The 22,478-nt window shown below is 66.6% G+C and carries 18 protein-coding genes; 2 read left to right on the top strand and 16 right to left on the bottom strand.

All coding sequences use genetic code 11. The features are described 5' to 3' along the window. Positions 1-156: 156 nt before the first annotated feature. From GFS60_RS11720 to GFS60_RS11665, 12 genes are all read right to left on the bottom strand, one after another. Complete coding sequence (locus tag GFS60_RS11720) at positions 157-3,777, bottom strand: translation initiation factor IF-2 N-terminal domain-containing protein (protein WP_442972187.1); 3,621 nt, start codon at positions 3,775-3,777, stop codon at positions 157-159. Positions 3,778-4,203: 426 nt separating this feature from the next. After that, positions 4,204-4,623, bottom strand: coding sequence for a nucleoside-diphosphate kinase (gene ndk, locus GFS60_RS11715; protein ID WP_159921389.1), 420 nt, complete (start codon positions 4,621-4,623; stop codon positions 4,204-4,206). 18 nt (positions 4,624-4,641) lie between these two features. Continuing rightward, complete coding sequence (locus tag GFS60_RS11710) at positions 4,642-5,046, bottom strand: DUF4233 domain-containing protein (protein WP_109328911.1); 405 nt, start codon at positions 5,044-5,046, stop codon at positions 4,642-4,644. Further along, on the bottom strand, positions 5,043-6,470 hold the full coding sequence (gene folC, locus GFS60_RS11705) for a bifunctional tetrahydrofolate synthase/dihydrofolate synthase (RefSeq protein ID WP_159921387.1): 1,428 nt from the start codon (positions 6,468-6,470) through the stop codon (positions 5,043-5,045). Before folC ends, GFS60_RS11710 begins: the two co-directional genes overlap by 4 nt. Next, positions 6,467-9,142, bottom strand: a complete 2,676-nt coding sequence (locus tag GFS60_RS11700) for a valine--tRNA ligase (protein WP_159921385.1) — start codon at positions 9,140-9,142, stop codon at positions 6,467-6,469. Before GFS60_RS11700 ends, folC begins: the two co-directional genes overlap by 4 nt. A gap of 91 nt (positions 9,143-9,233) precedes the next feature. Beyond that, entirely contained in the window at positions 9,234-9,392 is a 159-nt protein-coding gene (locus tag GFS60_RS11695; protein ID WP_159921383.1) for a hypothetical protein, read from the bottom strand. Between the two features lie 176 nt (positions 9,393-9,568). Continuing rightward, entirely contained in the window at positions 9,569-10,027 is a 459-nt protein-coding gene (locus tag GFS60_RS11690) for an SRPBCC family protein (protein WP_159921381.1), read from the bottom strand. A gap of 154 nt (positions 10,028-10,181) precedes the next feature. Continuing rightward, a complete protein-coding gene (mihF, locus tag GFS60_RS11685; RefSeq protein ID WP_109328903.1) occupies positions 10,182-10,493 on the bottom strand; it encodes an integration host factor, actinobacterial type in 312 nt (103 codons plus the stop codon). 153 nt (positions 10,494-10,646) lie between these two features. Continuing rightward, positions 10,647-12,692 carry a S9 family peptidase gene (locus GFS60_RS11680; RefSeq protein WP_159921379.1) on the bottom strand — a complete coding sequence of 682 codons (2,046 nt, stop codon included), beginning with the start codon at positions 12,690-12,692 and terminating at the stop codon, positions 10,647-10,649. Positions 12,693-12,783: 91 nt separating this feature from the next. Next, entirely contained in the window at positions 12,784-13,788 is a 1,005-nt protein-coding gene (locus GFS60_RS11675; RefSeq protein ID WP_159921377.1) for an iron-siderophore ABC transporter substrate-binding protein, read from the bottom strand. Between the two features lie 58 nt (positions 13,789-13,846). Then, positions 13,847-14,473 (bottom strand): GNAT family N-acetyltransferase, encoded by a 627-nt coding sequence (locus GFS60_RS11670; protein WP_159921375.1) that lies wholly within the window; start codon positions 14,471-14,473, stop codon positions 13,847-13,849. Positions 14,474-14,547: 74 nt separating this feature from the next. Further along, on the bottom strand, positions 14,548-16,260 hold the full coding sequence (locus GFS60_RS11665) for an ABC transporter ATP-binding protein (protein ID WP_159921373.1): 1,713 nt from the start codon (positions 16,258-16,260) through the stop codon (positions 14,548-14,550). Between the two features lie 394 nt (positions 16,261-16,654). Between GFS60_RS11665 and GFS60_RS11660 the strand changes: the two genes are divergently transcribed. Further along, positions 16,655-19,018 (top strand): arylsulfatase, encoded by a 2,364-nt coding sequence (locus GFS60_RS11660; RefSeq protein WP_159927082.1) that lies wholly within the window; start codon positions 16,655-16,657, stop codon positions 19,016-19,018. Between the two features lie 69 nt (positions 19,019-19,087). Here the strand turns inward: GFS60_RS11660 and GFS60_RS11655 are convergent, their stop codons facing one another. Further along, the gene (locus GFS60_RS11655) at positions 19,088-19,780 is read right to left on the bottom strand and encodes a hypothetical protein (protein WP_201453555.1); all 693 of its coding nucleotides are present in this window, start codon (positions 19,778-19,780) and stop codon (positions 19,088-19,090) included. Positions 19,781-19,818: 38 nt separating this feature from the next. Continuing rightward, positions 19,819-20,187: a hypothetical protein gene (locus tag GFS60_RS11650; protein ID WP_159921371.1), complete on the bottom strand. Its 369-nt coding sequence runs from the start codon at positions 20,185-20,187 to the stop codon at positions 19,819-19,821. Positions 20,188-20,340: 153 nt separating this feature from the next. On the opposite strand from GFS60_RS11650, the gene GFS60_RS11645 reads away from it, so the two are divergent. Continuing rightward, positions 20,341-20,955, top strand: coding sequence for a maleylpyruvate isomerase family mycothiol-dependent enzyme (locus GFS60_RS11645; RefSeq protein ID WP_159921369.1), 615 nt, complete (start codon positions 20,341-20,343; stop codon positions 20,953-20,955). A gap of 76 nt (positions 20,956-21,031) precedes the next feature. On the opposite strand, the gene GFS60_RS11640 is transcribed toward GFS60_RS11645, so the two are convergent. Both GFS60_RS11640 and GFS60_RS11635 read right to left on the bottom strand, forming a co-directional pair. Further along, the gene (locus GFS60_RS11640; protein ID WP_159921367.1) at positions 21,032-21,673 is read right to left on the bottom strand and encodes a CoA transferase subunit B; all 642 of its coding nucleotides are present in this window, start codon (positions 21,671-21,673) and stop codon (positions 21,032-21,034) included. Then, positions 21,670-22,419 carry a CoA transferase subunit A gene (locus tag GFS60_RS11635; protein ID WP_159921365.1) on the bottom strand — a complete coding sequence of 250 codons (750 nt, stop codon included), beginning with the start codon at positions 22,417-22,419 and terminating at the stop codon, positions 21,670-21,672. The genes GFS60_RS11640 and GFS60_RS11635 overlap by 4 nt, the downstream gene beginning before the upstream one ends. Positions 22,420-22,478: the final 59 nt, after the last annotated feature.

Below are 22,478 nucleotides of genomic sequence, written 5' to 3'. Positions count from 1 at the left end.
CGACTGGTCTGTTGGTACGGCTAGCTCGGTCGAGATCGCGCAGCCTTCACAAGTGAAGGCACAGCTGACCCTTATCGCCGAGTAGCGACTGGTCAAGGTTACAGGAAGGCAACCGTTCCATACAAACTGGGCGGGTTGCCTTTCCGCAGCCTCTGATCAGCTGTCGGCGTCCACCGGCGGACCGGCGGGACGCGCCGCTGCGCGACGACGCTGCCGACGAGGCGCAGGCTGCACACCCGTGCCGGTGGGCGAGGAACCGGCCGACCCGCTCGGCGCCGATGAGGACATCGCCGGTTCCGGAGTTGATTCCGGAGCCCTCTCCGACCGAGACTCCGACTCCGACTCCGACGCGGCAGGAATCACGAAGACGGTGCCCGCTGCCGGGGTTTCGGACACCGGTGCGGCCGCTGCCCTCGACACTCGGCGACTACGACGCCGCTGCGGAGTCACGGGTCCGGATGTCACAGCAGGTTCCTGTGCGACAGCAGGTTCCGGTGTCACCGCAGTCTCCGGCGTCACCGCAGTCTCCGGCGTCACGGGCTCGACCACGGGTTCCGGTGCGGTCACTGCTTCGCCGGCGACGGCCGCCGGTGCCTCGGCAACAGCTTCTTCGATTCCGGCCAGGTCCGCCGTGGGCGTCCCCTCCGTCGTCTGCTCCGCCGCGGTAGAAGCGACGAACGGTTGCTCCGTAGCCTCGGCGGCCACCGCGGCCGGAGCATCCATCTGCGCCGCCTCGGCAGCACGCACGTCGTGCACAGCCTCGCTACGAGGTGCGTCGTGCACAGCCTCGTCACGAGCGTGCTGCGCTGCCGTTTCGCGGGGCCGCTCGGGCGCTGCCACGTCCTCGTGATGGTGGTGCGCCATCGCCAGAGCCACCGGATGCGCCCGCTTCACGGTGGCATCCACGGCCGGGACGACAGCCTCCTGCGGGGGCGTCGGCGACACATCGGCACCGGCGGACTTGTCGCGACCGCGCTTCTTGCGGGAGCCGCCGGCGTCGCCGCGGGAGGACCCCCGTGCCCCGTTGTCCTCGGAGACCTTCGCGTCGATCGGCTCGGTGTGGACGATGATTCCGCGTCCGTGGCAGTGCTCACAGGTGGTGGAGAACGCCTCGACGAGGCCGGTACCCAACTTCTTGCGGGTCATCTGCACCAGGCCGAGGGACGTGACCTCCGACACCTGGTGGCGGGTGCGGTCGCGGCCCAGGGCCTCGGTGAGACGTCGCAGCACCAGGTCCCGGTTCGATTCGAGCACCATGTCGATGAAGTCGACGACGATCATGCCGCCGATGTCGCGCAGGCGCATCTGCCGCACGATCTCCTCGGCGGCTTCGAGGTTGTTACGAGTGACGGTCTCCTCGAGGTTGCCGCCGGCACCCGTGAACTTGCCGGTGTTGACGTCGACCACGGTCATGGCCTCGGTGCGGTCGATCACGAGCGTGCCACCCGACGGCAGCCACACCTTGCGGTCCAGTGCCTTGGCCAGTTGCTCGTCGATGCGGTGCGCTTCGAAGACGTCGATACCGTTGTGTCCGGTGTGCTGTTCGAGCCGCGGCAAGAGGTCGGGAGCCACGGACTTGATGTAGGACTCGACAGTCGACCACGCCTTCTCACCCTCGATGACGAGTTTGGAGAAGTCCTCGTTGAACAGGTCGCGAATCACCTTGACCAGCAGGTCCGGCTCCTCGTAGAGCGCCTGCGGGTTCCCGGACTTGCCGGCGTCCGCCTTGGCGGCCTGCTCTTCGATTCCGGCCCACTGCTCCTGCAGACGGGTGACGTCACGCGCCAGCTCTTCCTCGCTCACACCTTCGGAGGCGGTGCGGATGATCACACCGGCGTCCGCCGGAACAATGTCGCGGAGGATGTCCTTGAGGCGCTTGCGTTCCGTGTCGGGCAGCTTGCGGCTGATTCCGGTGGAGGTGCCGCCCGGCACATACACGAGGAATCGGCCGGCCAGGCTGATCTGCGTGGTCAGCCGCGCACCCTTGTGCCCGACCGGATCCTTGCTCACCTGCACGAGGACCTGGTCGCCCGGCTTGAGCGCCTGCTCGATCTTGCGGGAGTTCCCACCGAGCCCGGCGGCCTCCCAGTTGACCTCACCTGCATACAAGACGCCGTTACGGCCGCGGCCGATGTCGATGAACGCCGCCTCCATGCTGGGCAGAACGTTCTGCACACGTCCGAGGTACACGTTCCCGACCATGGAGGCCGACGCGGACGTGGTCACGAAGTGCTCGACGAGAACCCCGTCCTCGAGAACCGCAACCTGCGTGGTGGCGTGGGGCTGCCCGGTGGCGATCCGGTCACGGACCACCATGACGCGGTCCACCGCCTCGCGGCGAGCCAGGAATTCCGACTCGGTGAGAATCGGCGGGCGACGGCGGCCGGCATCGCGACCGTCGCGGCGACGCTGACGCTTCGCCTCGAGTCGTGTCGACCCGGTGATGCCTTGGACTTCGTCCTTCGCCCGGCTCTTGTTGCGGGGCTCACGCTCGTGGACGACGGTATTGGGCGGATCGTCCTCGGAAACGCTCTCACCGGAAGCATCGGTACCCGACTTGCGCCGACGACGGCGGCGACGGCGACGGCTCGAACCGTCCGAGTCGGCGTCGCCGGACTCCTCGTCACCGGTCTGATCCGAATCCGTCTCGTCCGACTCCGCGGCCTCGGCCGGCTCCGTCTCGGCTGCTTCGGCGGATTCGCGGGCAGGCTTCTCGGCGGTCTTCTCGTCCCCCGCCTTCTCTTCCCCTGTCTGCTCGACCGTGTCGACAGTGTCCGAGGACTCGGTGTCGGAGTCGGTCTCGGTGCCCTGCTCGTTCTGCTGCTCGCCGCGGCCGCGGCCGCGGCCCCGGCGTCCCCGGCGGCGGCGCCGCGGCTGGTCGCCATCGGCATCGGCATCGTCGGATTCGGCTTCTGTGGTTCCGGTGTCGGCGGACCGTGCGGGCTCAGCGGGGACGTCCCGCTTCTCGGGGGCGGGTTGCGCCTGCTCGGAAGCGGCGTCCGGCGTTCCGGCGTCCCGGCGGCTGCGACGACGACGCGGCGTCTCGACCGCAGCGGGGTCGGGCTGCAGGAACAACGGAACCTGCGCGACGGCGGGAGTGGTCTCGGGGCCGGGCTCCGCTGCGGGGGCTTCGACCTCGTACGCCGAGGTCGTGAACAGGTCGCGGCCGAGTTCCTTCTCAGCCCGTACCTGGTCGGGCGCGCTCGCCTCGGGTGCGGCGTCCTCGACCGCCGCCGCCGGCTCGGCTGCAGCTACTGGCTCGGCTGCAACTACCGGCTCGGCCTCGACGGCCTGTTCGGCTTCAGCGACCGGTTCGGCTTCAGCCGCCGGTTCAGCTTCGGCGACCCGTTCTGCTTCAGCTGTCGGTTCTGCTTCAGCTGTCGGCTCGGCTGCAGCTACCGGCTCGGCTTCGACGGCCTGCTCCGGTTCGGAAACGGCCTGCTCCGGTTCGGAAACGGCCTCAGGGGCGACTGCCGGTTCTGGTTCAGCCGCCTGCTCGGGCTCAGGAACGGCCGGTTCGGCCTCGACGGCCGGCTCAGGGACGTCGGCGGGCGCGAACGCTAAGTAAACGCGCTCGGCTACCTCACGTTGAAGACTGGACTGCGCGCTGCGCAGTTCGGTTCCGAGGGCCGCAGCCTCGGCGAGAACCTGCTTGCTGGTGACGCCCAGGATCTTGGCCAGAGCGTGGACGCGCATCTTTTCCGGAAGAACAGGAACCGTACGTCCTGCGCTGTCGGCGTTCGGTTCTGAATTTATGGGCGGCGCTTGATCGGCCACGTAGTCTCCTCAGCCCCCGGGCGCGTCCACTCCCCTGTCTGGGAATGTCACGCGGCCACGCGAGGGCGCAGTGTGTGTACTCGCGCCACTGCTGTGAGCGCGAGATTGTCTGGTCTCGCTCCACACGGCGCATGCAGTGTCCGTTTTCACTGCACATCCATGTAGTGCCTTGCGGATGGCGTGAGTCCGCGACGCGAGCGCCTGATCATCCAGCTTGCCGATCCGCCCAGGGACTTCCTGTTGACGTAGGGGCAGCGATGAAGGGCATCGAGCCGAGGTGTCATCCGGTCGAAGCCGCGTGAAGCACAATTTGCGGTTCAACCGCCCTCAGTATCCCACACGTGTGCCGCACTCCGTGCCAGCGGCGCACCGATCCGTCTGCAACACGTTCTGACGGACGCCACGCCGCGGCGCGAGAAGCATTGGTCAGCGTGAGGCGAGGTGCGGGAACCAGAGGGCGATCTCCCGCTCAGCCGACTCGACCGAGTCGGAACCGTGCACCAGATTATTCTGGGCTTCCAGCCCGAAGTCGCCGCGGATCGTTCCCGGCAACGCCTTCTCCACGGGGTCGGTGCCGCCGGCCAGCTGACGGAACGCTGCGATTGCCCGCGGACCCTCGAGTACCGCCGCGACGAGCGGTCCCGAGGTGATGAACTCGAGCAGGCTCGGGTAGAACGGACGTCCTTCGTGTTCGGCGTAGTGGGTTGCCGCGACGTCGGTGGGTGCGGTGCGCAGGTCGAGCGCAGAGATCGTCAAACCCTTCCGCTCGATCCGACCGAGGATTTCTCCTACATATCCGCGGGCAACAGCATCAGGCTTGATCAGTACAAGGGTGCGCTCAGTCACGGCGGACAGCCTAAATGGTCAGTCCCGTTGCCCAGGAAGCAGGCCCCGCTCCATTCTTTCTCGAACATTCTTCCGAAAGTAGAGAAGGTATCCCCACAGGATGGCGAAGACCACGCCGACCGCGCCGATCGACACGTGCACGAAGAAGCCGAAAAGGAGCGCGACCTGCAGCAAGAGGTTGTAGGTCATCGCCCAGGACCGGCCTTGCAGGCCGGCTCCGAGGATCATCAGCACGGCGAGACCCACCAAGTAGGAACCCGACACCCAGGTGATTCCCCCACCCACGGTGGCGACGACGGGCAGGGCGAGGAGCACGACGATCGCTTCGAGGACCAGCGATCCGGCGACCACACCGCGGAAACCTTTCCAGGGATCCTTGGCCGGCGGGCCGAAGTCCGGGGCACTCGAATCTGGCTCGCTCACGCTGGGTCCTTTCCGAAGAGGGTGCGGGCCGAACCGGCGGTCACCACGGATCCGGTGACCACCACGCCCGCACCCGATACTGCCTCACCCGGTTCCGCAACTTCCTCGGCCAGACCGATGGCTGTCTCCAGCGCATCCGCGAGAGTGGGAGACACAACGACGCGCTCGTCACCGAATTTCGCGACCGCCCGATTGGCGAGGTCCTCGACGTCCATGGCGCGAGGCGAGCCGTTGTGGGTCACCACAAGTTCGTCGAAAACGGGCTCCAGCGCTGCGAGGATGCCCTCGACGTCCTTGTCCCCCATGACGCTGACGACCCCGACGAGCTTGCGGAAGTCGAACTCGGCGGTGAGCGCCGCGGCGAGCGCCCTTGCGCCGTCGGGGTTGTGGGCGGCGTCGAGGAAGACGGTGGGGGCGCTGCGCACACGCTCGAGGCGACCGGGGTTGACCACCGAGGCGAAGGCCGTCCGAATCGCCTCCTGATCGAGTTGGCGGTCGGGGCCGGCACCGAAGAACGCCTCGACGGCAGCCAGTGCGAGAGAGGCGTTGCGCGCCTGATGTTCTCCGTGTAGTGGCAGGAAGATGTCCGTGTACACGCCGCCGAGGCCCTGCAGTTCCAACTGCTGACCGCCGACGGCGATCTGCCGCGCCAGGACAGTGAATTCGGCCCCTTCCCGAGCCACGGCAGCGTCGACCTCCACGGCTCGGCGCAGGAGCACGTCCATGACCTCGGGCGTCTGCTCGGCGATGATGGCGACCGCGTCGCGCGGCACGACGGCATCCTCGCGACCCTTCTTGATGATCCCGGCCTTCTCCGCGGCAATTCCGGCGAGATCGTCGCCGAGATACTCGGCATGGTCGAGGCTGACAGGTGTGATCACGGCGACCTCGCCGTCGATCACATTCGTCGCATCCCAGCGCCCGCCGAGACCCACCTCCACCACGGCCACATCGACCGGCGCTTCGGCGAAGGCCGAGTAGGCCATCGCGGTGAGTACTTCGAACTTGCTCATCCGCGGCCCACCCGCAGCTTCCGACTGCTGGTCGATCATCTGAACGTAGGGTTCGATCTCGCGGTAGGTGTCGACGTACCGCCGGGGTGACACCGGACGCCCGTCGATACTGATCCGCTCCGTGGCGAGCTGCAGGTGGGGACTGGTGGTGCGTCCCGTCCGGCGGTGCAGTGCGGTCAGCAGGGCGTCGATCATCCGCGTCACCGACGTCTTGCCGTTGGTTCCGGTGACATGGATAGCGGGGTATCCCCTCTGTGGCGAACCGAGCACGTCCATCAACGCTGCGATCCGAGTGAGAGAGGGTTCGATCTTCGTCTCGGGCCAGCGTTTGTCGAGTTCCGCCTCGACCAATGCCAGTTCGGCGAGGTCGACCGGGCTGACTTTCTCCGGCGTGGAGTCGGGCGAGGTCACGCGCCTTCCAGCTCCTTCAGTCGCTTGGTGATGCGTTCGATCTCTTCGGTGGCGATCTGCCGGCGGGTGCGGATCTTCTCCACGACAGCGTCGGGAGCCTTCGCCAGGAAGGCCTCATTGGACAGCTTTGCGGCAGTGCCCGCGAGTTCCTTCTCCGCCGCAGCGAGGTCTTTTTCGAGCCGGGCCTTCTCCGCGCCGAGGTCGACGTTCCCGGAGGTGTCCAGGTCGACGGTGACGGTGCCCTTGCTGAGGCGCACCTCGACGGACGCCGATACCTCGAAACCCTCCTCCGGCGCCGTCAACCGTGCCAGCGACGTGATGGCGGCGACCTGGGTGTTCAGATCCGCCTCCACGATGCCGCTCACGCGGGCAGGCACGCGCTGCGAGGGCTTGAGCCCCTGATCACTGCGGAAACGGCGCACCTCGGTCACGAGGCGCTGCATGTCCTCGATGCGCTGGGCTGCAACCGGATCCGCCGCCGCGCCGGTGCTCTGCGGCCATTGCGCGACAACGACGGATTCACCGCCCGTCAGCGCCTTCCACAGCGTTTCGGTGACGAACGGGATCACCGGATGCAGCAGCCGGAGCACAGCGTCCAGCACGGTGCCCAGAACGCTTCGGGTGGTCGCGGCAACGGTGTCGTTCTCGGCGAACTGCACCTTGGCCAACTCGAGATACCAGTCGCAGACCTCATCCCACGCGAAGTGGAACAGCGCCTCGCAGGCCTTGCTGAACTCGTAACGGTCGAAAGCTGCATCGACCTCGCCGCGCACCTGCTCGAGACGGTCGAGGATCCACCGGTCGGCGTCGGTCAGCTCCCCGCGATCGGGAAGCGGAGCGGGCGCAGCGCCGTTCATCAACGCGAACTTGGTCGCGTTGAACAATTTGGTGGCGAAGTTCCGCGACGATTGCGCGTGATCCTCACCGACCGACAGGTCGCTGCCGGGGTTGGCACCGCGGGCGAGAGTGAAGCGGAGCGCATCGGCGCCGAAGCGGTCGACCCAGTCGAGGGGATCGATGCCATTGCCCCGCGACTTCGACATCTTCTTGCCGAACTGGTCGCGGACGAGGCCGTGCAGGAAAACGTCTTCGAACGGAACCTGCGGGCCGGACTTTCCGGCCGCAAGGGCCTCGTCCTCCGACACGTAGGTGCCGAACATCATCATCCGCGCCACCCAGAAGAACAGGATGTCGTACCCGGTGACGAGAACGCTGGTGGGATAGAACTTTTCGAGCTCGGGGGTCTTCTCCGGCCAGCCCATGGTCGAGAACGGCCACAGTCCGGAAGAGAACCAGGTGTCGAGAACATCGGGATCCTGCTCCCAGCCCTCGGGCACGGTCTCGTCGGGCCCGAAGCACTCCACCTGACCGTCGGGTCCATACCAGATGGGAATCCGGTGGCCCCACCACAGCTGGCGCGAAATGCACCAGTCGTGCATGTCGTCGACCCAGGCGAACCATCGTGGCTCCTGGCTCGTCGGGTGGATCACGGTGTCGCCGTTGCGCACCGCATCGCCGGCCGCCTTCGCGAGGGACTCGACCTTCACCCACCACTGCAGCGACAGGCGCGGTTCGATGGACTCACCGCTGCGCTCCGAGTGGCCGACACTGTGGAGATACGGGCGCTTCTCGGCGACAACGCGGCCCTGCTCGGCCAGCGCCTCTCGCACCTTGACCCGCGCCTCGAAACGATCGAGTCCGTCGAATTGAGTTCCTGTGTCGGCAATTTTGCCGGTCTTGTCCATGATGGTCGGCATCGGCAGGTTGTGCCGAAGACCCATCTCGAAGTCGTTGGGGTCGTGCGCCGGCGTGATCTTCACTGCACCGGTACCGAATTCGGGATCGACGTACTCGTCCGCGATGATCGGGATGTCGCGCCCCGTGAAGGGGTGCTCGAGCGTCGTTCCGATCAGGTGCTTGTACCGCTCGTCGTCCGGGTGGACGGCCACGGCGGTATCACCGAGCATCGTCTCCACGCGGGTGGTGGCGACCACGACGTGCGGTTCGTCGTCGTTCAACGAGCCGTAACGAAGCGACACCAGCTCGCCCTCGACGTCCTCGAACTTCACCTCGATGTCGGAGATGGCGGTCTGCAGCACGGGCGACCAGTTGACGAGACGCTCGGCCCGGTAGATGAGGCCGTCGTCGTACATCCGCTTGAACATGGTCTGGACGGCCCGGGACAGTCCCTCGTCCATGGTGAAACGGTCCCGGCTCCAGTCGACGCTGTCGCCGATGCGGCGCATCTGCCCACCGATGGTTCCGCCGGACTCGCGTTTCCAGTCCCACACCTTGTCGATGAAGAGTTCGCGGCCGAAATCTTCCTTCGTTTTGCCGTCGGCGGCGAGCTGCTTTTCCACCACGCTCTGGGTGGCGATGCCGGCGTGGTCCATGCCGGGCAGCCACAGCACTTCGTAGCCCTGCATGCGCTTGCGGCGACTCAGTGCGTCCATCAACGTGTGGTCGAGTGCGTGACCCATGTGCAGACTGCCGGTCACGTTGGGCGGCGGCAGCACGATGGAGTAACCGGGCTTGCTGCTGGAAGGATCCGCACGGAAGTAACCGGCGTCTACCCAGCCCTGATACAGGTCGGCCTCGACGGAGCTGGGATCCCAGCTCTTCGGGAGGGCATCGGCGCGGTTCTGGGAATTTTCGGGAGCTGCACTGGTCACCCGTCGAGTCTAGTGAACGCGGACGCGACCCTCGAACGTGCGGGCCGCCGAGAGCGACCGACAGCGGTGTAGGGCTGCCGACTGCTGCTCTCTACCGGTCGCTGAACAGTGTGAGGTGAATCTCGGTTGCCGTGGGATGGTGGGCGTCCACGGACTGCGCCGGCTCGTCGCCCTCGTCTCCACGCGGGAGGGGCGTGGTTCCGGTAGGCGGGTGCTGCTCGGAGAAGAGCTGCACATGCTGGTTGGTCAAGGTTTCCTCCGGTTCGTCTGCCGTAGCGGGCCGCGGCAGTTCCGCTGATTGAAGCGGGTGGGGGCCGTGTACACATCTCCGGGTTCCCGAGATTCGGTCCGGCCTCTATGTCGAGTATGCCCCCAACTCGCTGCGGACCGCGCAGTTGACGCTGCAACACGCGCACCAATCGTTCGCTACGACCGCTCGGCGTCCCGCTTTGCGATCGCAAGCTGCATCTCCCAGCCTCGGGAATTGTCGTCGAGAGCGGCAGCCCGTCGTTCTGCACTCGCATACAGTGCGTCGAATCCACTCTCGACGACCCGCAGCATCGTGCCGTCGCGGTGCTCGGACAGGAAGAATTCGACCAGCGTGGAGTTGCCCTCGTTCAGGGGCGCACCAGGCTCGTCTCCCCCACGGAACGAGACGTAGTGCGGAGCGTCGGCCCGGACGGGCAGAACGGGGAACCGTCCGTACGGCGGGTATTCGACTACGTAGACGTCGCCCTCACGAACGATGGTGCGTGCACTCGGGTCTCCGTCACCGATGAACCAGCCGGGCTCGCTCACCAGCCGGTACACCCGCTGCACTGGGGCCGCGATGAAGATTTCGCGTTCGATCCGGTCGGTCGACACCCCGGAAGTGCTCATGATCATCCTCACCTCGCCGCATATGTGCCACCCCAGGGTTGCACGTCGATCGCCGTTGCGCAACCCACTGGTTGCACAGACGGCGAGGTGTCGGGGGGTCCTTCAACGGAAACCGCACCGCACCCCCGAACGGCGGTGCGGTGCGGTTCCCGAGGCAGTGTCAGCTGAAGTGAGCCAGCAGGGCGTCACGCTGGCGATCACCCAGGCCACGAAGGCGCCGAGTCGGGGCGATCTCGAGGTTGGCCATGATTTCCTGAGCCTTGACCTTGCCGATCTTGGGCAGAGCCTCGAGGATGGCGCTCACCTTGGTCTTGCCGATGATGTCATCCACGTCGGCCTTGGACAGGACCTGCTTGAGAGTGACGTCACCCGACTTGAGCTTGCCCTTCAGTTCTGCACGCGCACGTCGAGCGGCTGCGGCCTTCTCGAGAGCTGCGGCCCGCTGTTCGTCAGTGAGCTGGGGAAGTGCCACGATGTCTCCTTCAATTCGGGGTGCTTATCGAACACCGTAGCGAGAGAATCGCTACTTCACGTCATCCAGCCGACGTGTCGCACGTTGTGTCCGAATTGCCCACCTGCCTCTCGGCGCCTCGGCGAGAGGCCCCTCGGAGGATTTCCGGGCCGATCATCCGAGGATTTCCGGTAGGGGTGCCTCTTCGCCGAGAACATGTTCGGACAGGAACGACAACACCACCTGGTACCAGATCTTCGCGTTCTGAGGGCTGAGGATCCAATGGTTCTCGTCCGGGAAGTACAGGAAGCGGTGCGCCGTGCGGCCCTCGTCGTCGGCGGGCAGCCCCGACTCCGAGAGCAGTTCGTACCACAACCGCAACCCGTCGCCGATGGGAACGCGGAAGTCCTTGTCGCCGTGGATCACCAGCATGGGCGTCACGATGTCGGCGACGTAGAGGTGCGGTGAATTCTCCACGGCCATCTCGGGAGTCATCTCCCGCTGCCAGTACCAGGCGGCGTCCGTGGTGGGTCCGAACTGGTCCAGCGCCCACAGGCTCGCATGGGTGACGATCGCCTGGAATCGGTCGGTGTGCCCGGCGATCCAGTTGGCCATGTATCCGCCGAACGATCCGCCCATCGCTGCCGTACGCTTGTCGTCGATCTCGGGTAATGCCACCGCCGCATCGGTGATCGCCATGAGGTCGGTAAACGGCGCCTTGCCCCACTGTCCCCAGCCCCGCTGCACGAACTCCTGACCGTACCCTGTGGACAGTGCCGGGTCGGGCAGCAGCACCGCGTAGCCGCGTGCCACCAGCAACCACGGGTTCCAACGCCACGACCACGTGTTCCACGAACCGAGCGGTCCGCCGTGCACCCACAACACCAACGGGACGGGTGCGTGCGCGGACGCGCCGTTCGGCAAGGCCAGCCAGGCCCGCACGGGCACCCCGTCGTCCGCGGTGGTCTCGACCTCGGTCAGCGTTCCGGGAAGCTCGGGGGAATCCTGCGGCGCCTGCAACACCGTGACCGCTCCCGTGGCGAGGTCGACGCGCACCGGGTGGGGCGGAGTCGCGTACGACGCCCGCAGGGCGAACACCGCGGATCCGTCCGGGGCCACGTGGATATCGGTGTAGGCGTAATCATCCGTCGTCACCGGCGTCGGTTCCGCACCGCCGCGGACAACGAAGAGGGGCGCGCGGCCGTGGTCGTCGGCCGTCAGCACCAGCCCCGAGCCGTCGGGTAGCCACTGCACGGAAGTGGCCCAGCGGTCCCAGCCCGGTGCCACGTCCGCCACGGTTCGCGTCTCGAAGCTGTAGCGGTGCAGCGTGAATCGAGGCGCACCGTCCGGAGTCGCGTGAGACTCCCTGCTGAAGACCACATACTCACCGCCGGGCGAGATCACCGGATTCGACAGGTCGGCGGCGGGATTGTCGACGAGTGTCGTCCGATTCCCTGTCTCGGTATCGATGCGCACGAGGATCGTCCGGATGGAGGCCGTCGGACCGGGAACCGTCCAGGACGTGACGACGAAGGTACCGTCCTCGCTCAGCGCGTAGTTCGCTTCACGCAGTGCAGGGCCGGGCATGGATGTGAGGTCGACGACGTCCTTTACCGCCTCGTCCTGCGACGCGTCGCCCAGCGTCCCAGACAGCAGATGGGGAACGTCGGGTCCGAGGTCGTGGTCCCAGTACCGGATCGGGTAACCGGAGTGCAGGATCGCGGACACCTTCTTGTCCTTGCGCTCGGAGCGCAGGCGCTCGTCCTCGTCCTTCTCCCCCGACCGTCCCAGCACGCCGGTGGTCACGACGAACCGCGGAGCACACCGCGCCGCCCGCACCCCGGTGATCCCACCGCTCCGGTGAGCGATCACGGCCGCCTCACCACCGCCCACGGGGAGCCGCCACAGGGATTCGGGCAATTCCTCCTCGTCCTGCGTCGGCCGCGAGGACGTGAAGAGGAGGTCACCGTTGCTCGTGAACGCCGGATTGGTTTCACCGGTCCGCCCTCGTGTCAGTCGACGTGCCGCCCGTTCCCCGGTGGGATCGATCTCCCACAGCGCCGTGACGTATTTGGTCGCTTTCGCGTCGAGTGTCGACTGCGTCACGACGACACGGCGCCCGTCCGGGGACAACACCAGGCCGGCGAGGCGGCCGAGAGCCAGATAGTCGTCGAGATCGTCGAAAGGAGTTCCGGCGTGGAGTTCAGGAATCGCGGTCACGGTTCGTTGGTACCACGGACGCGCCGCGTGTCGTCGGACATCGCCGAGCGTCGCGCCGCCGAAGGGCCGAGACGTTCGATACCGCGCGTGGTCAGTCGATGAGCGGTGTGATCCGCGGCGGAATCTCGGTCAGGGCGTACGGCAGGCTCAGCACCGTACTCCAGGCCATCGCCTCGGCGGCGGCGTCCTCGAGGATGATGGTGCGGCCCGCTCTCACCACGTCGAGTTCTTGGTAGATCGGCGTCTTGGCGAGTTCTTCGCGCAACTTGTCACCGTAACCACCACCGGCGTACCAGACGAGCAGATCCACATTCGCCAGCGACAGCTGCTCGGTGCTGATCTCCGCGAAGTTGCCGGTGATCTGCTGGGTGACAGGAGGATTGACGAAGCCGAGGTCGGTGAAGAATCGCACCTTCGGGTCTTCCGGCCCGTACACCCCGAACTGCCCCGGACCCTTGAGTGCGCCCACGAGCACGGTCTTGCCGGCGAAGGACGGGTTGGCGGCTCGGACGTCGGCGTACTGCTTCTCCACCGCGGACACCAGTTCGGCTGCCTTGTCCTCCTTACCGAGGGCAGTGCCGAGAACGCGCGTCTGGTCCTGCCAGGGAACGCCGTAGTCGGCGAAACCCAATGGCTGCGCCACTGTCGGAGCGATGGCCCCGAGTTTGTCGTACTGCGCCTGCGTCAGGCCGGAGTAGGTGCCGACGATGAGGTCGGGCCCCACCGTCGCGACCTTTTCGAAGTCGATGTTGGTGGAGGCGGTGCCGACAATTTCCGGCTGCGCGTCGCCCAGCAGATCCTGCGCCCAGGGCCAGACTCCGTACGGGTAGTCGCCGTACCAGTCGAACGTGCCGGCGAGAGTGCCACCGAGAGCGAGAATTGTGTCGTGATCGTTGTAGCCGACGCTCACGATGCGCTGCGGATCCACCGGCACCTGGGTTTCCCCGTATTTGTGCGCCACCAGGGGTCCCGAGGGCTCGTCACCGCCCGAGTTCCCGGAACTGCTGCAGGCCGCGGCGAAAGCGAGCAATGCTCCCCCGGTACCGACGAGGAAACCGCGGCGGCTCAGGCCGGCTCTCTGTTGACCCAGGTTCATGCAGGCGACCCTCTCGTTCGCCGGGCGAAACGTTCGCTCCGGTTCAGGCTTGGCGAGCCTATCCTAAGGGATCCCTTTTGGGCTCTCGCCACATCGCCCACACTGCGGGTCCACCGTCGGGTATCCGGATCTCCCGCGTGACCTCGAAGCCGAAGCGCTCGTAGTACGGGATGTTTCCTTGCTTGCTGGACTCGAGGTAGGAGGGCAACCCTTCGGCGTCACAGCGGTCGAGCCGCGACTGCATCAGTGCCTTGCCGTAGCCACCGCCACGGCCGGCACCCGACGTCCCGATCGTCGCGAGATACCAGTGCCGCGGCTCCGCCGGGTGCGCCGAATCTATGGTTCCGCTCACTGCCGCACCGACGCCGAGGCGCCCACCGAATGCCTGCACCAGGCGCGGAAGGCTGAGAACCGACGACCACGTGGACTGCTTCCACCGCCCGGGCGGATCCCACATCGCGGCGCCGCGCACGACGCCGTCGGCATCGACCGCGAGTTCGGCCCCTCCGCCGGCAAGGTGGTGATATTTCATATCGGCCGCGAAGAGCAGCGGCAGTCCGTGTCGTCGGCGAGCCGGATCGGGCCACATCCACTCCATGACGGGGTCGTCGAAGAAGGCGTCGGCGAGGACCCGGGCCGACTCGGAGATGTCTTTCCTGCTTACGGCTCGAACGCGCACACCCATGCGTCGAGGGTACGGCCGCTGCGCGTCGCGCCGTCGTAATAATTCGGGGTCGGTCCGCTTCCCCGCGAGGATTCCTACGGATTCGGGGCGCCGATCATCTGGTGACGGGCGAGTTCGCGGTACAGCAGGCTGGTGGTCAAGAGTTCGTCGTGGGCACCCACAGCGGAGATGCGGCCGGAGTCGAGGACGACGATCTGGTCGGCGTTCTTCACCGTCGCGAGACGATGCGCGACGATGAGCACCGTCTGATCGGAGGCGGTGGCGTCGAGAGCGATCTGGAAGATTTCCTCGTTGCGGCTGTCGAGACTCGACGTCGGCTCGTCCAGCAGAAGCAGCGGCGGCTCGGTGAGAAGAACACGGGCGAGCGCAAGCCGTTGTCGCTCCCCGCCGGACAGGCGGACACCGTTCTCGCCGATCTGTGCGTCGAGACCCCTCGGCTCGGCATCGACCCGGCCGAGGAGGTCGACAGCTTTCAGCGCCGCGCGGCACCGCTCGTCGCTCACGTGCGGGGCTCCGAACGTGAGGTTGTCGCGGATACTCCCGGCCACGGCGGGCAAGTTCTGCTCCACGTACCCGATCTGCTCGCGCAGGACTGCGCGGGGCAACTCGGTGATGTCGATGCCACCGATGGCGATTCGGCCGCGGTCGATGTCGTAAAAGCGTTCGATCAGGGCCAGGAGTGTGGTTTTACCGGCCCCGGACGGCCCGACCACTGCGGTACGTGAGCCGCGCTCCACGCTGACGCTCACCCCATTCAGCACGGCATGCCCCGGCGTGTAGGCGAAGTGCACGTCGTGAAATTGCAGCATGGGTCCCGCTGTGTGCGGCACAGCGCGGTGGCGGATGGTGTCGGCGGCGTCCTCGGTGGGCACGCGGCGGATTTCGGTGATGCGTTGCAGGGCACCGAGCGCCCCTGCGACGGACTGCACCGCGGCGAATCCGACATTCACCGGGCCCATGAACAAGAACATGAAGAGAACGAAGGTCACCAACTCGGCCACCGTCATATTTCCCGCGGCCACCCGGAAGCCGCCGATGCCGAGGACGATCAGCAGCGACGCCTGACCCGCGGCCCGTCCGAGCGGTTGTATCGCAGCGCTCGACCGTGCCGCGCGCACGCCGACAGCGAATGCGGCTGCAGCCCGCTCGTCGAGCCGAGCCTGTGCCCGTTCGGTAGCGCCGTTGGCACGAACGACGGTGACGGCGGACAGTGTTTGGGTCAGATCTCCGGTGAGGTCGCCGAGGCGGCTCTGGGTGTCGAACATCAACTTGCGCAGTCGGTTGCCCACCAGCAGGGAGACGGCCACGACTATCGCGATCACCGTCACCGTCACCCCCGCGAGAACCGGGTCGAGGAGCAGCATCGCTGCCAGCGCACCGACCAGAACGAAGACGCCGCCGAGTGCATCGACGAGCCCCTCGGTCAGTGCACCGCGAAGCAGCGTCGTGTCCGATCCCACCCGGGAGACGAGATCACCGACATCACGGCGGCGGTACTCGCTGATCGGTAAGCGCAGCACGTGACGGATCAGATCGGTGCGGGCGCCGAGGACCACACCTTCGGCGGTCCGATGCAACAGGTAATACTGCATCGTCCCCACGCCGACTTCGACGGCCAGCAAGCCGACCAGCGCCCACCCCAGCCCGCCCCATGATCGTCCGTCGCTGACTGCGGCAATGATTCCGCCCACGACCAAGGGTTGCGCGAGACTCACCCCGGCCGCAGCCACCGACAACACCACCGCCGCACCGAGAAGCCGCCGATGCTCGCGCGCGTACGGCCACAACTCCCGAATACTGGGCCTAGTCGCCGTATCCGTGGTCCGTGCGTGCGCGGTTTCTGCGTGCGGTCTTCCTGCGTGCGGTCTTCCCCGATGCGACTCCACAGATCCCCCTGCTGCCCCGCCGACCCGTGCACTCCGCCGACCCCTGTACTTCGTCGACACCTGCACTCCGTCGACACCTGCACTCCGCACGAACGGGACGTTCGTTGCGTCAGATCGAACGAACGTACCGCTGGTACGACCCCGGGGCGAGGCCGACACGGGGCAGCCGGTCCGGCGGGGATGGAATCCACCTGATTTCAAGTACTGAGGGACGGGATCGGCACCCGTACCGTCTTCTCGGGTTGTCCGGGGAAGTACGCCCGGCACGGTGGAAGGAATTGTGTTCGTGACGAATGTGGACGACGGCAGAAGCGAGCAGCGACCGGCCGAACCGCCCGTCCCGCCCGGGGCGCGGGGATACGAGGGATTCGGCGGGCGTATCGGGCGAACCAGCGCCGAGTCGACTCCCTGGTGGGGTCCTGAGACCACAGCTCCGCCCGGCGCACCGAACATCGTCGTGATCCTGGTCGACGACATGGGCTACGCCGACATCGGACCGTTCGGCTCCGAAATCGACACCCCCAACCTGAACCGGCTCGCCGACAGCGGTTACCGACTGTCTAACTATCACACCACCTCGGTCTGCTCACCGGCTCGCGCGGCGCTGCTCACCGGCCTGAACCCGCACCGCGCCGGCTACGGCAGCGTGGCCAACTTCGATCCCGGCTTCCCCGGACTGCGCATGGAACTCGCCGACGACGCGCTCAGCCTCGCCGAGATTCTGCGCGCGAACGGGTATGCCACGCACGCGGTCGGCAAGTGGCATCTCGCGCGCGACACCAACCTCGCACCGGGCCGCACCCGTGACTCCTGGCCCCTGCAGCGTGGATTCGACAGCTACTACGGCTCGCTCGAGGGGTTGAATTCGTTCTACTACCCGAACGAGCTGATTTCGGACAACTCCGTGGTCGACGTCGAGGAGTATCCGCCGGACTACTACGTCACCGATGACATCACGGACAAGGCCGTCTCGCGGATCAAGAGCCTGCGCGCCCACGACGCCGACAAGCCGTTCTTCCTGTACTTCTCGCACATCGCGATGCACGGACCGCACCAGGCCAAGCCCGAAGACCTGGCCAAGTACCGCGGCCGCTACACGGAGGGCTGGGACGCAGTGCGACGCAGCCGCTTCGACGCGCAGCTCGAGGCAGGGTTCTTCCCGCCCGGCACCCAGATGGCCGAACGCAACACCGAACCCGGCTACGACGCGCCGCCGTGGGACGAGCTCACCGAAGAGGAGCAGCTGCGGTTCGCCCGGTACCAGGAGGTCTACGCCGCGATGGTCGACAGCATCGACCAGAGCGTGGGGCGGGTGCTCGACACCCTCGACGAACTCGGCGAGACCGACAACACCATCATCGTGTTCACGTCCGACAACGGTGGCACCGCTGAGGGCGGCGCGGCGGGAACGCGTTCGTACTTCAGCCAATTCGTGCACGGACCGGTCCCGTCGGACTGGGTGCGCGACGTTCCGCACGACGAGGAACTGATCGGCTCGGAGAGGATCGGCGTCCACTACCCGCGCGGCTGGGGGCAGGCGTCGAATACCCCGTTCCGGTTCTACAAGGGCCAGACGTTCGCCGGTGGTGTCCGGGTGCCGTTCCTGCTGTCCTGGCCGGCCGGACTCGGGCGTGCCGACGGCGACACCGGACTGCGCAAGCAGTACTCGTACGTCACCGACATCACGCCGACGCTCCTGGATCTCGCTGGACTCGAAACTCCGAGCCACCGGAACGGGCTTCCCGCCCAGGAGCGTGACGGTGTCAGTATCGCCGACGTTCTGCGTGACGCCGCGCAGCCCACCCCGCACACGGAGCAGTACGCCGAGTTCGGTGGTCACCGCGGGTTCTACCGGGACGGCTGGAAACTGCTGTCGCTGCACACGGATCCGACCCGGGTCGACGATCCGCAGTGGCAGCTGTTCGACGTCGAGTCCGACCCGGCCGAGACCACCGATGTCGCACATCTGTTTCCCGAGAAGGTGCGCGAACTCGCCGAGGCCTGGGACCGGGCGGCCTGGCACAACACGGTGTTCCCCATCCTGAACGACCGCAAGGCCGTGCAGCGGCGCCCCGACGAGCGTCGGCTGGCAGAGCCGGTGAAGATCCTCGCGGGCACGCCGACGCTGGAACGCTATCGGTCCAGCGTGCTGATCCAGTACCGCGACTTCACCATTGACGTCGCCACACACGAGATCACCGGGGACGACGAAGGCGTGCTCGTGGCCCACGGCGACCCGCACGGCGGATACGTGCTCTACGTCGAAGACGGCCGAATTGTGTTCGCCGTCAACAGCTACGGCCGGGTTGCGCATACCTCCGCGCCCCTCGGCGCGGCTGTGGTGGGCGTGCAGGTGCGGGCACAGGCCACCGAATCCGTCCGGTGGAACTTCACCGTCGCCCTCACCGACTCGGCCGGGGTCAAAACGGACGTGGCCACCCTCGACGACCAGTTCCAGCTGGTCGGCATGGCGCCCTGGACCGGGATCTCGGTAGGCGTCGACGCCCGCGGACCCGTGGTGTGGGAGCTTCGGGAACGCCGCGGGACTTTCCGCTTCACCGGCAGACTGCGATCGGTCACCTACACCCCCGGTACGGTCCGTGTGCCCGAACCGGTCATCCAGGAGGTCGAGGAATTGGCAGAGGCGATGGCCGACTGAGGTCGCCGCCGCTGCCGCTCGAATCCTACTTTCTTCCAGGTCCCCCTCGATGCAGCGGGAGCGGCCAACTCACAGGGTGATCCACGTAGCGGAGGCACGACCGAGTTCACGTTCGTCGGCTCCGTAGGCCGTCGTCGCAGTCCACACCTTGCGCCCTTCGGAGCCGATCAGTCGGCCCGTGATCACGCAGTTCTCGCCAGGCTCGGGCAGCGCCGATATCCGAGCGGTGATTCGGCCCAGCACCATGGGTCGATCTTCGATCGGTGCGGCCCAGCCGCCAGGGCAATCGAGCGCCGCCCACACGAAAGCCGCCTGCCCCGCGAGGTCGGGGTCGACACACCACACGCACGCGGTGCTGCCGTCTGCGATCCGGCCGGGGAACAGGCGCATGCCATCACCGGATGCGCGGTCGGGGCCGCACACGAAACATTGCGGGAACGGATGACGGTCTCGGCCGGGATAGTTCTCGGACGAGGCACGAGCAACGTCGAGGCCCACTGCCGCGACCTGTGGTAGCTCGTTGACAGTGGCCGACTCGGCGTCGGCAATGGTCGTGCCGTCCCGGTCCTGGGCGCTGGAGCGCCCTTCGCTCCTCACCACCTTCAGTGGAACTTCCAGCGGTGGCGGTGTGCGCAGGGTCACGGTCACCGGACCCGCCGGGGCGTCGTCGTGATCCAGCGTCGCGGCTAGAAGTCCAGCGACGTACCCGCCGTTGCCCGACGCCGTGGGGCCGCGAAAACGGTGAGGTACGAGCAGGACCATGCCGTCCACACTATCCCCGGAGGGAGGAGTGCGTCCGGTCAGTTCGTGCCGTGCACGAAGGTCCGGAGCAACCGTGCGCCGAGAAGAACGACACCCACCGCGAACACGGCGGTTACCAGGGAGATGCGCGCCGTGCCGTCCAGGGCAGCCGCACACAACCGGTACAGCTCCTCCTCCGACACGGCCTGTCGACCCTCCGGCGTGACTGCGAGGCTTTCCCGAGGAGTGGGTGAAAACGGCGATCCACACTCGACGAACGCACCGTTGGAATCGTCCAGCGGGTAGTCGAGCGCACCGAAATACCAGGCGGCACTGATCCACATCAGGAATGCGGCGAGGAGAAGCGTCGCGGCCGCGCGGAACGGGAACCGCCGGCGCACGGCTCGAGCAGGTGGGTCTGCAGTCACCGCCCCATCATGACCGCACGAGGAGAGTAACGGGGAACGCCGGCACACACTGACCATGCAGGCCCGATTACGCCCAACCGCCGTGCAGCCGGGTCTACGGTGGGTGTACCACGGCGGGGAGTCGCCGAACACGTGGAGGCGGGAAGGTCTGCGATGACTGATGACGACGCGCATCTCCAACCCGCGGTCGCTGCAGAATTCTCGGCACTCGCCGATCAACTCGAGGCACTCTCCGACGCACGGTGGGACACGCCATCGCTCTGCGAAGGGTGGAGGGTGCGCGAAGTGATTGCCCATCTGACCATGGCGGCGCGCTATTCAGGCGACGAATTCATGGCCAAGTTGCAGGACTGCCAATTCGACTTCACCCGGCTGTCCAACCAGATCGCCCGGGAGGATGCCCGCCTCCCGGTAACCGAGCTCGTGGACAACCTGCGTTCCGAGGTGATGCAGCACTGGACACCGCCGGGCGGCGGTTATCACGGCGCCCTCAACCACGTGGTAATCCATGGCCTCGATGCCACCGTGCCGCTCGGATGCACCCGCCGGGTACCCGACGAGACCATCCGGGCCGTGCTGGACGATCTCACGCACGGCGGCGGACACGCTCGCTTCGGCATCGACATCGAGGGCCGGCGGCTGGTGGCCACGGACATGGACTGGGCATTCGGGTCGGGTACCGAACTCCTCGGCTCGGGCGAAGACCTCGCCCTCGTAATGTGCGGCCGGACCGTGCCCTCAGGACGAGTCGCGGGCCTCCCGCTGTGAACACCCATTGGCTGACGAAGGAGCCGACGACGATCCGCGCGCCCTCCGAAGTCTGGGATCACACGGAAGTCTCGGACTACACGGTGGCGTCGACCAGCAGCGTGGCGCCCGTTGCCGCCTGCACCTCTTCGATGCTGTGGCCGGGCGCGGTCTCGACGAGGCGCAGACCGTTCGCCGTCACGTCGATGACGGCAAGGTCGGTGACGATCTTCTGTACGCACCGCTTGCCTGTGTACGGCAGCGTGCACTCCTCGAGAATCTTGTGCTCACCCTTCTTGGTGAGATGATCCATCATCACGATGACCTTGCCTGCACCGTGAACAAGGTCCATGGCGCCGCCCATCCCCTTGACCATTGCCCCGGGAACCATCCAGTTGGAGAGGTCGCCGTGGCTGCTGACCTGCATGGCGCCGAGAACGGCCACGTCCACGCTGCCGCCGCGGATCATCGCGAACGAATCGGAGGACGAAAAGAACGCCCCACCGGGTGCCACCGTGATGGTTTCCTTGCCTGCATTGATCAGTTCGGGGTCGACCTCGTCCTCGGTGGGGTACGGCCCGACGCCGAGGATTCCGTTCTCCGAATGCAAGATGACGTCCTTGCCGGCCGGGATGTGGCCGGGGATCAAGGTAGGCATCCCGATACCCAGATTCACATACTGTCCGTCTTCGAGTTCTGCGGCGACTCGTGCTGCCATCTCGTTCCGCGTCCAACTCATGCCCGCACCGTCCTGTTCTCGATTCCCGTTTCCTGCTTACCGACCTCGACCACACGCTGAACGAAAATGCCGGGTGTGTGGACTTCGGCCGGATCGATCTCACCGGGTTCGACCAGGTACTCGACCTGCGCGATGGTGATGCGACCCGCGCCCGCGGCATCGGGGTTGAAGTTACGGGCCGTCTCGCGGTAAACGAGATTGCCGAGTCGGTCACCCTTCCAGGCGTGGACCAGCGCGAAGTCGGTGCGGATGGCCCGTTCGAGGACGTAGGCCTCGCCGTCGAATTCGCGCGTTTCCTTCGGCTTGCTTGCCACGGCGATACCGCCCTGGCCGTCGTAACGGATCGGCAGTCCGCCCTCCGCAACCTGCGTTCCCACCCCCGCAGGGGTGTAGAAGGCGGGAATGCCCGCTCCCCCGGCGCGCATGCGCTCCGCCAGCGTGCCCTGCGGAGTGAGTTCCACCTCGAGTTCGCCGCTCAGGTACTGGCGTGCGAATTCCTTGTTGGCGCCCACGTATGAGCTGATCGTGCGGCGGATACGGTGCTGCTCGAGCAGGAGCCCGAGACCGAAACCATCGGTGCCGCAGTTGTTACTGACGGTCTCGAGGTCGGTCGCACCCTGCGCGAAGAGGGCGTCGATGAGCACCGAGGGGATGCCGACGAGGCCGAAGCCGCCCACGGCAAGGGACGCACCGTCGGGGACATCGGCAACAGCCTCGGCCGCTGTTGGGAAGACTTTGTTGACCATGTGACCCAGGCTACCCGAAAATGTTCACACAGTGAACACCCATCCACATTGCGAACAAA

The sequence above is a fragment of the Rhodococcus sp. WAY2 genome (genome assembly GCF_009859915.1).
GTDB lineage: Bacteria > Actinomycetota > Actinomycetes > Mycobacteriales > Mycobacteriaceae > Rhodococcus_F > Rhodococcus_F oxybenzonivorans.
This window is presented reverse-complemented; position numbering and strand designations above follow the sequence as displayed.

Excerpts from the sequence above, each read along its gene's own strand:
- GFS60_RS11690 (WP_159921381.1), bottom strand. The coding sequence starts at position 10,027 with ATGATCATGAGCACTTCCGGGGTGTCGACCGACCGGATCGAACGCGAA.
- GFS60_RS11675 (WP_159921377.1), bottom strand. The coding sequence starts at position 13,788 with ATGAACCTGGGTCAACAGAGAGCCGGCCTGAGCCGCCGCGGTTTCCTC.
- GFS60_RS11670 (WP_159921375.1), bottom strand. The coding sequence starts at position 14,473 with ATGGGTGTGCGCGTTCGAGCCGTAAGCAGGAAAGACATCTCCGAGTCG.
- GFS60_RS11655 (WP_201453555.1), bottom strand. The coding sequence starts at position 19,780 with ATGGTCCTGCTCGTACCTCACCGTTTTCGCGGCCCCACGGCGTCGGGC.
- GFS60_RS11645 (WP_159921369.1), top strand. The coding sequence starts at position 20,341 with ATGACTGATGACGACGCGCATCTCCAACCCGCGGTCGCTGCAGAATTC.
- GFS60_RS11640 (WP_159921367.1), bottom strand. The coding sequence starts at position 21,673 with ATGAGTTGGACGCGGAACGAGATGGCAGCACGAGTCGCCGCAGAACTC.
- GFS60_RS11635 (WP_159921365.1), bottom strand. The coding sequence starts at position 22,419 with ATGGTCAACAAAGTCTTCCCAACAGCGGCCGAGGCTGTTGCCGATGTC.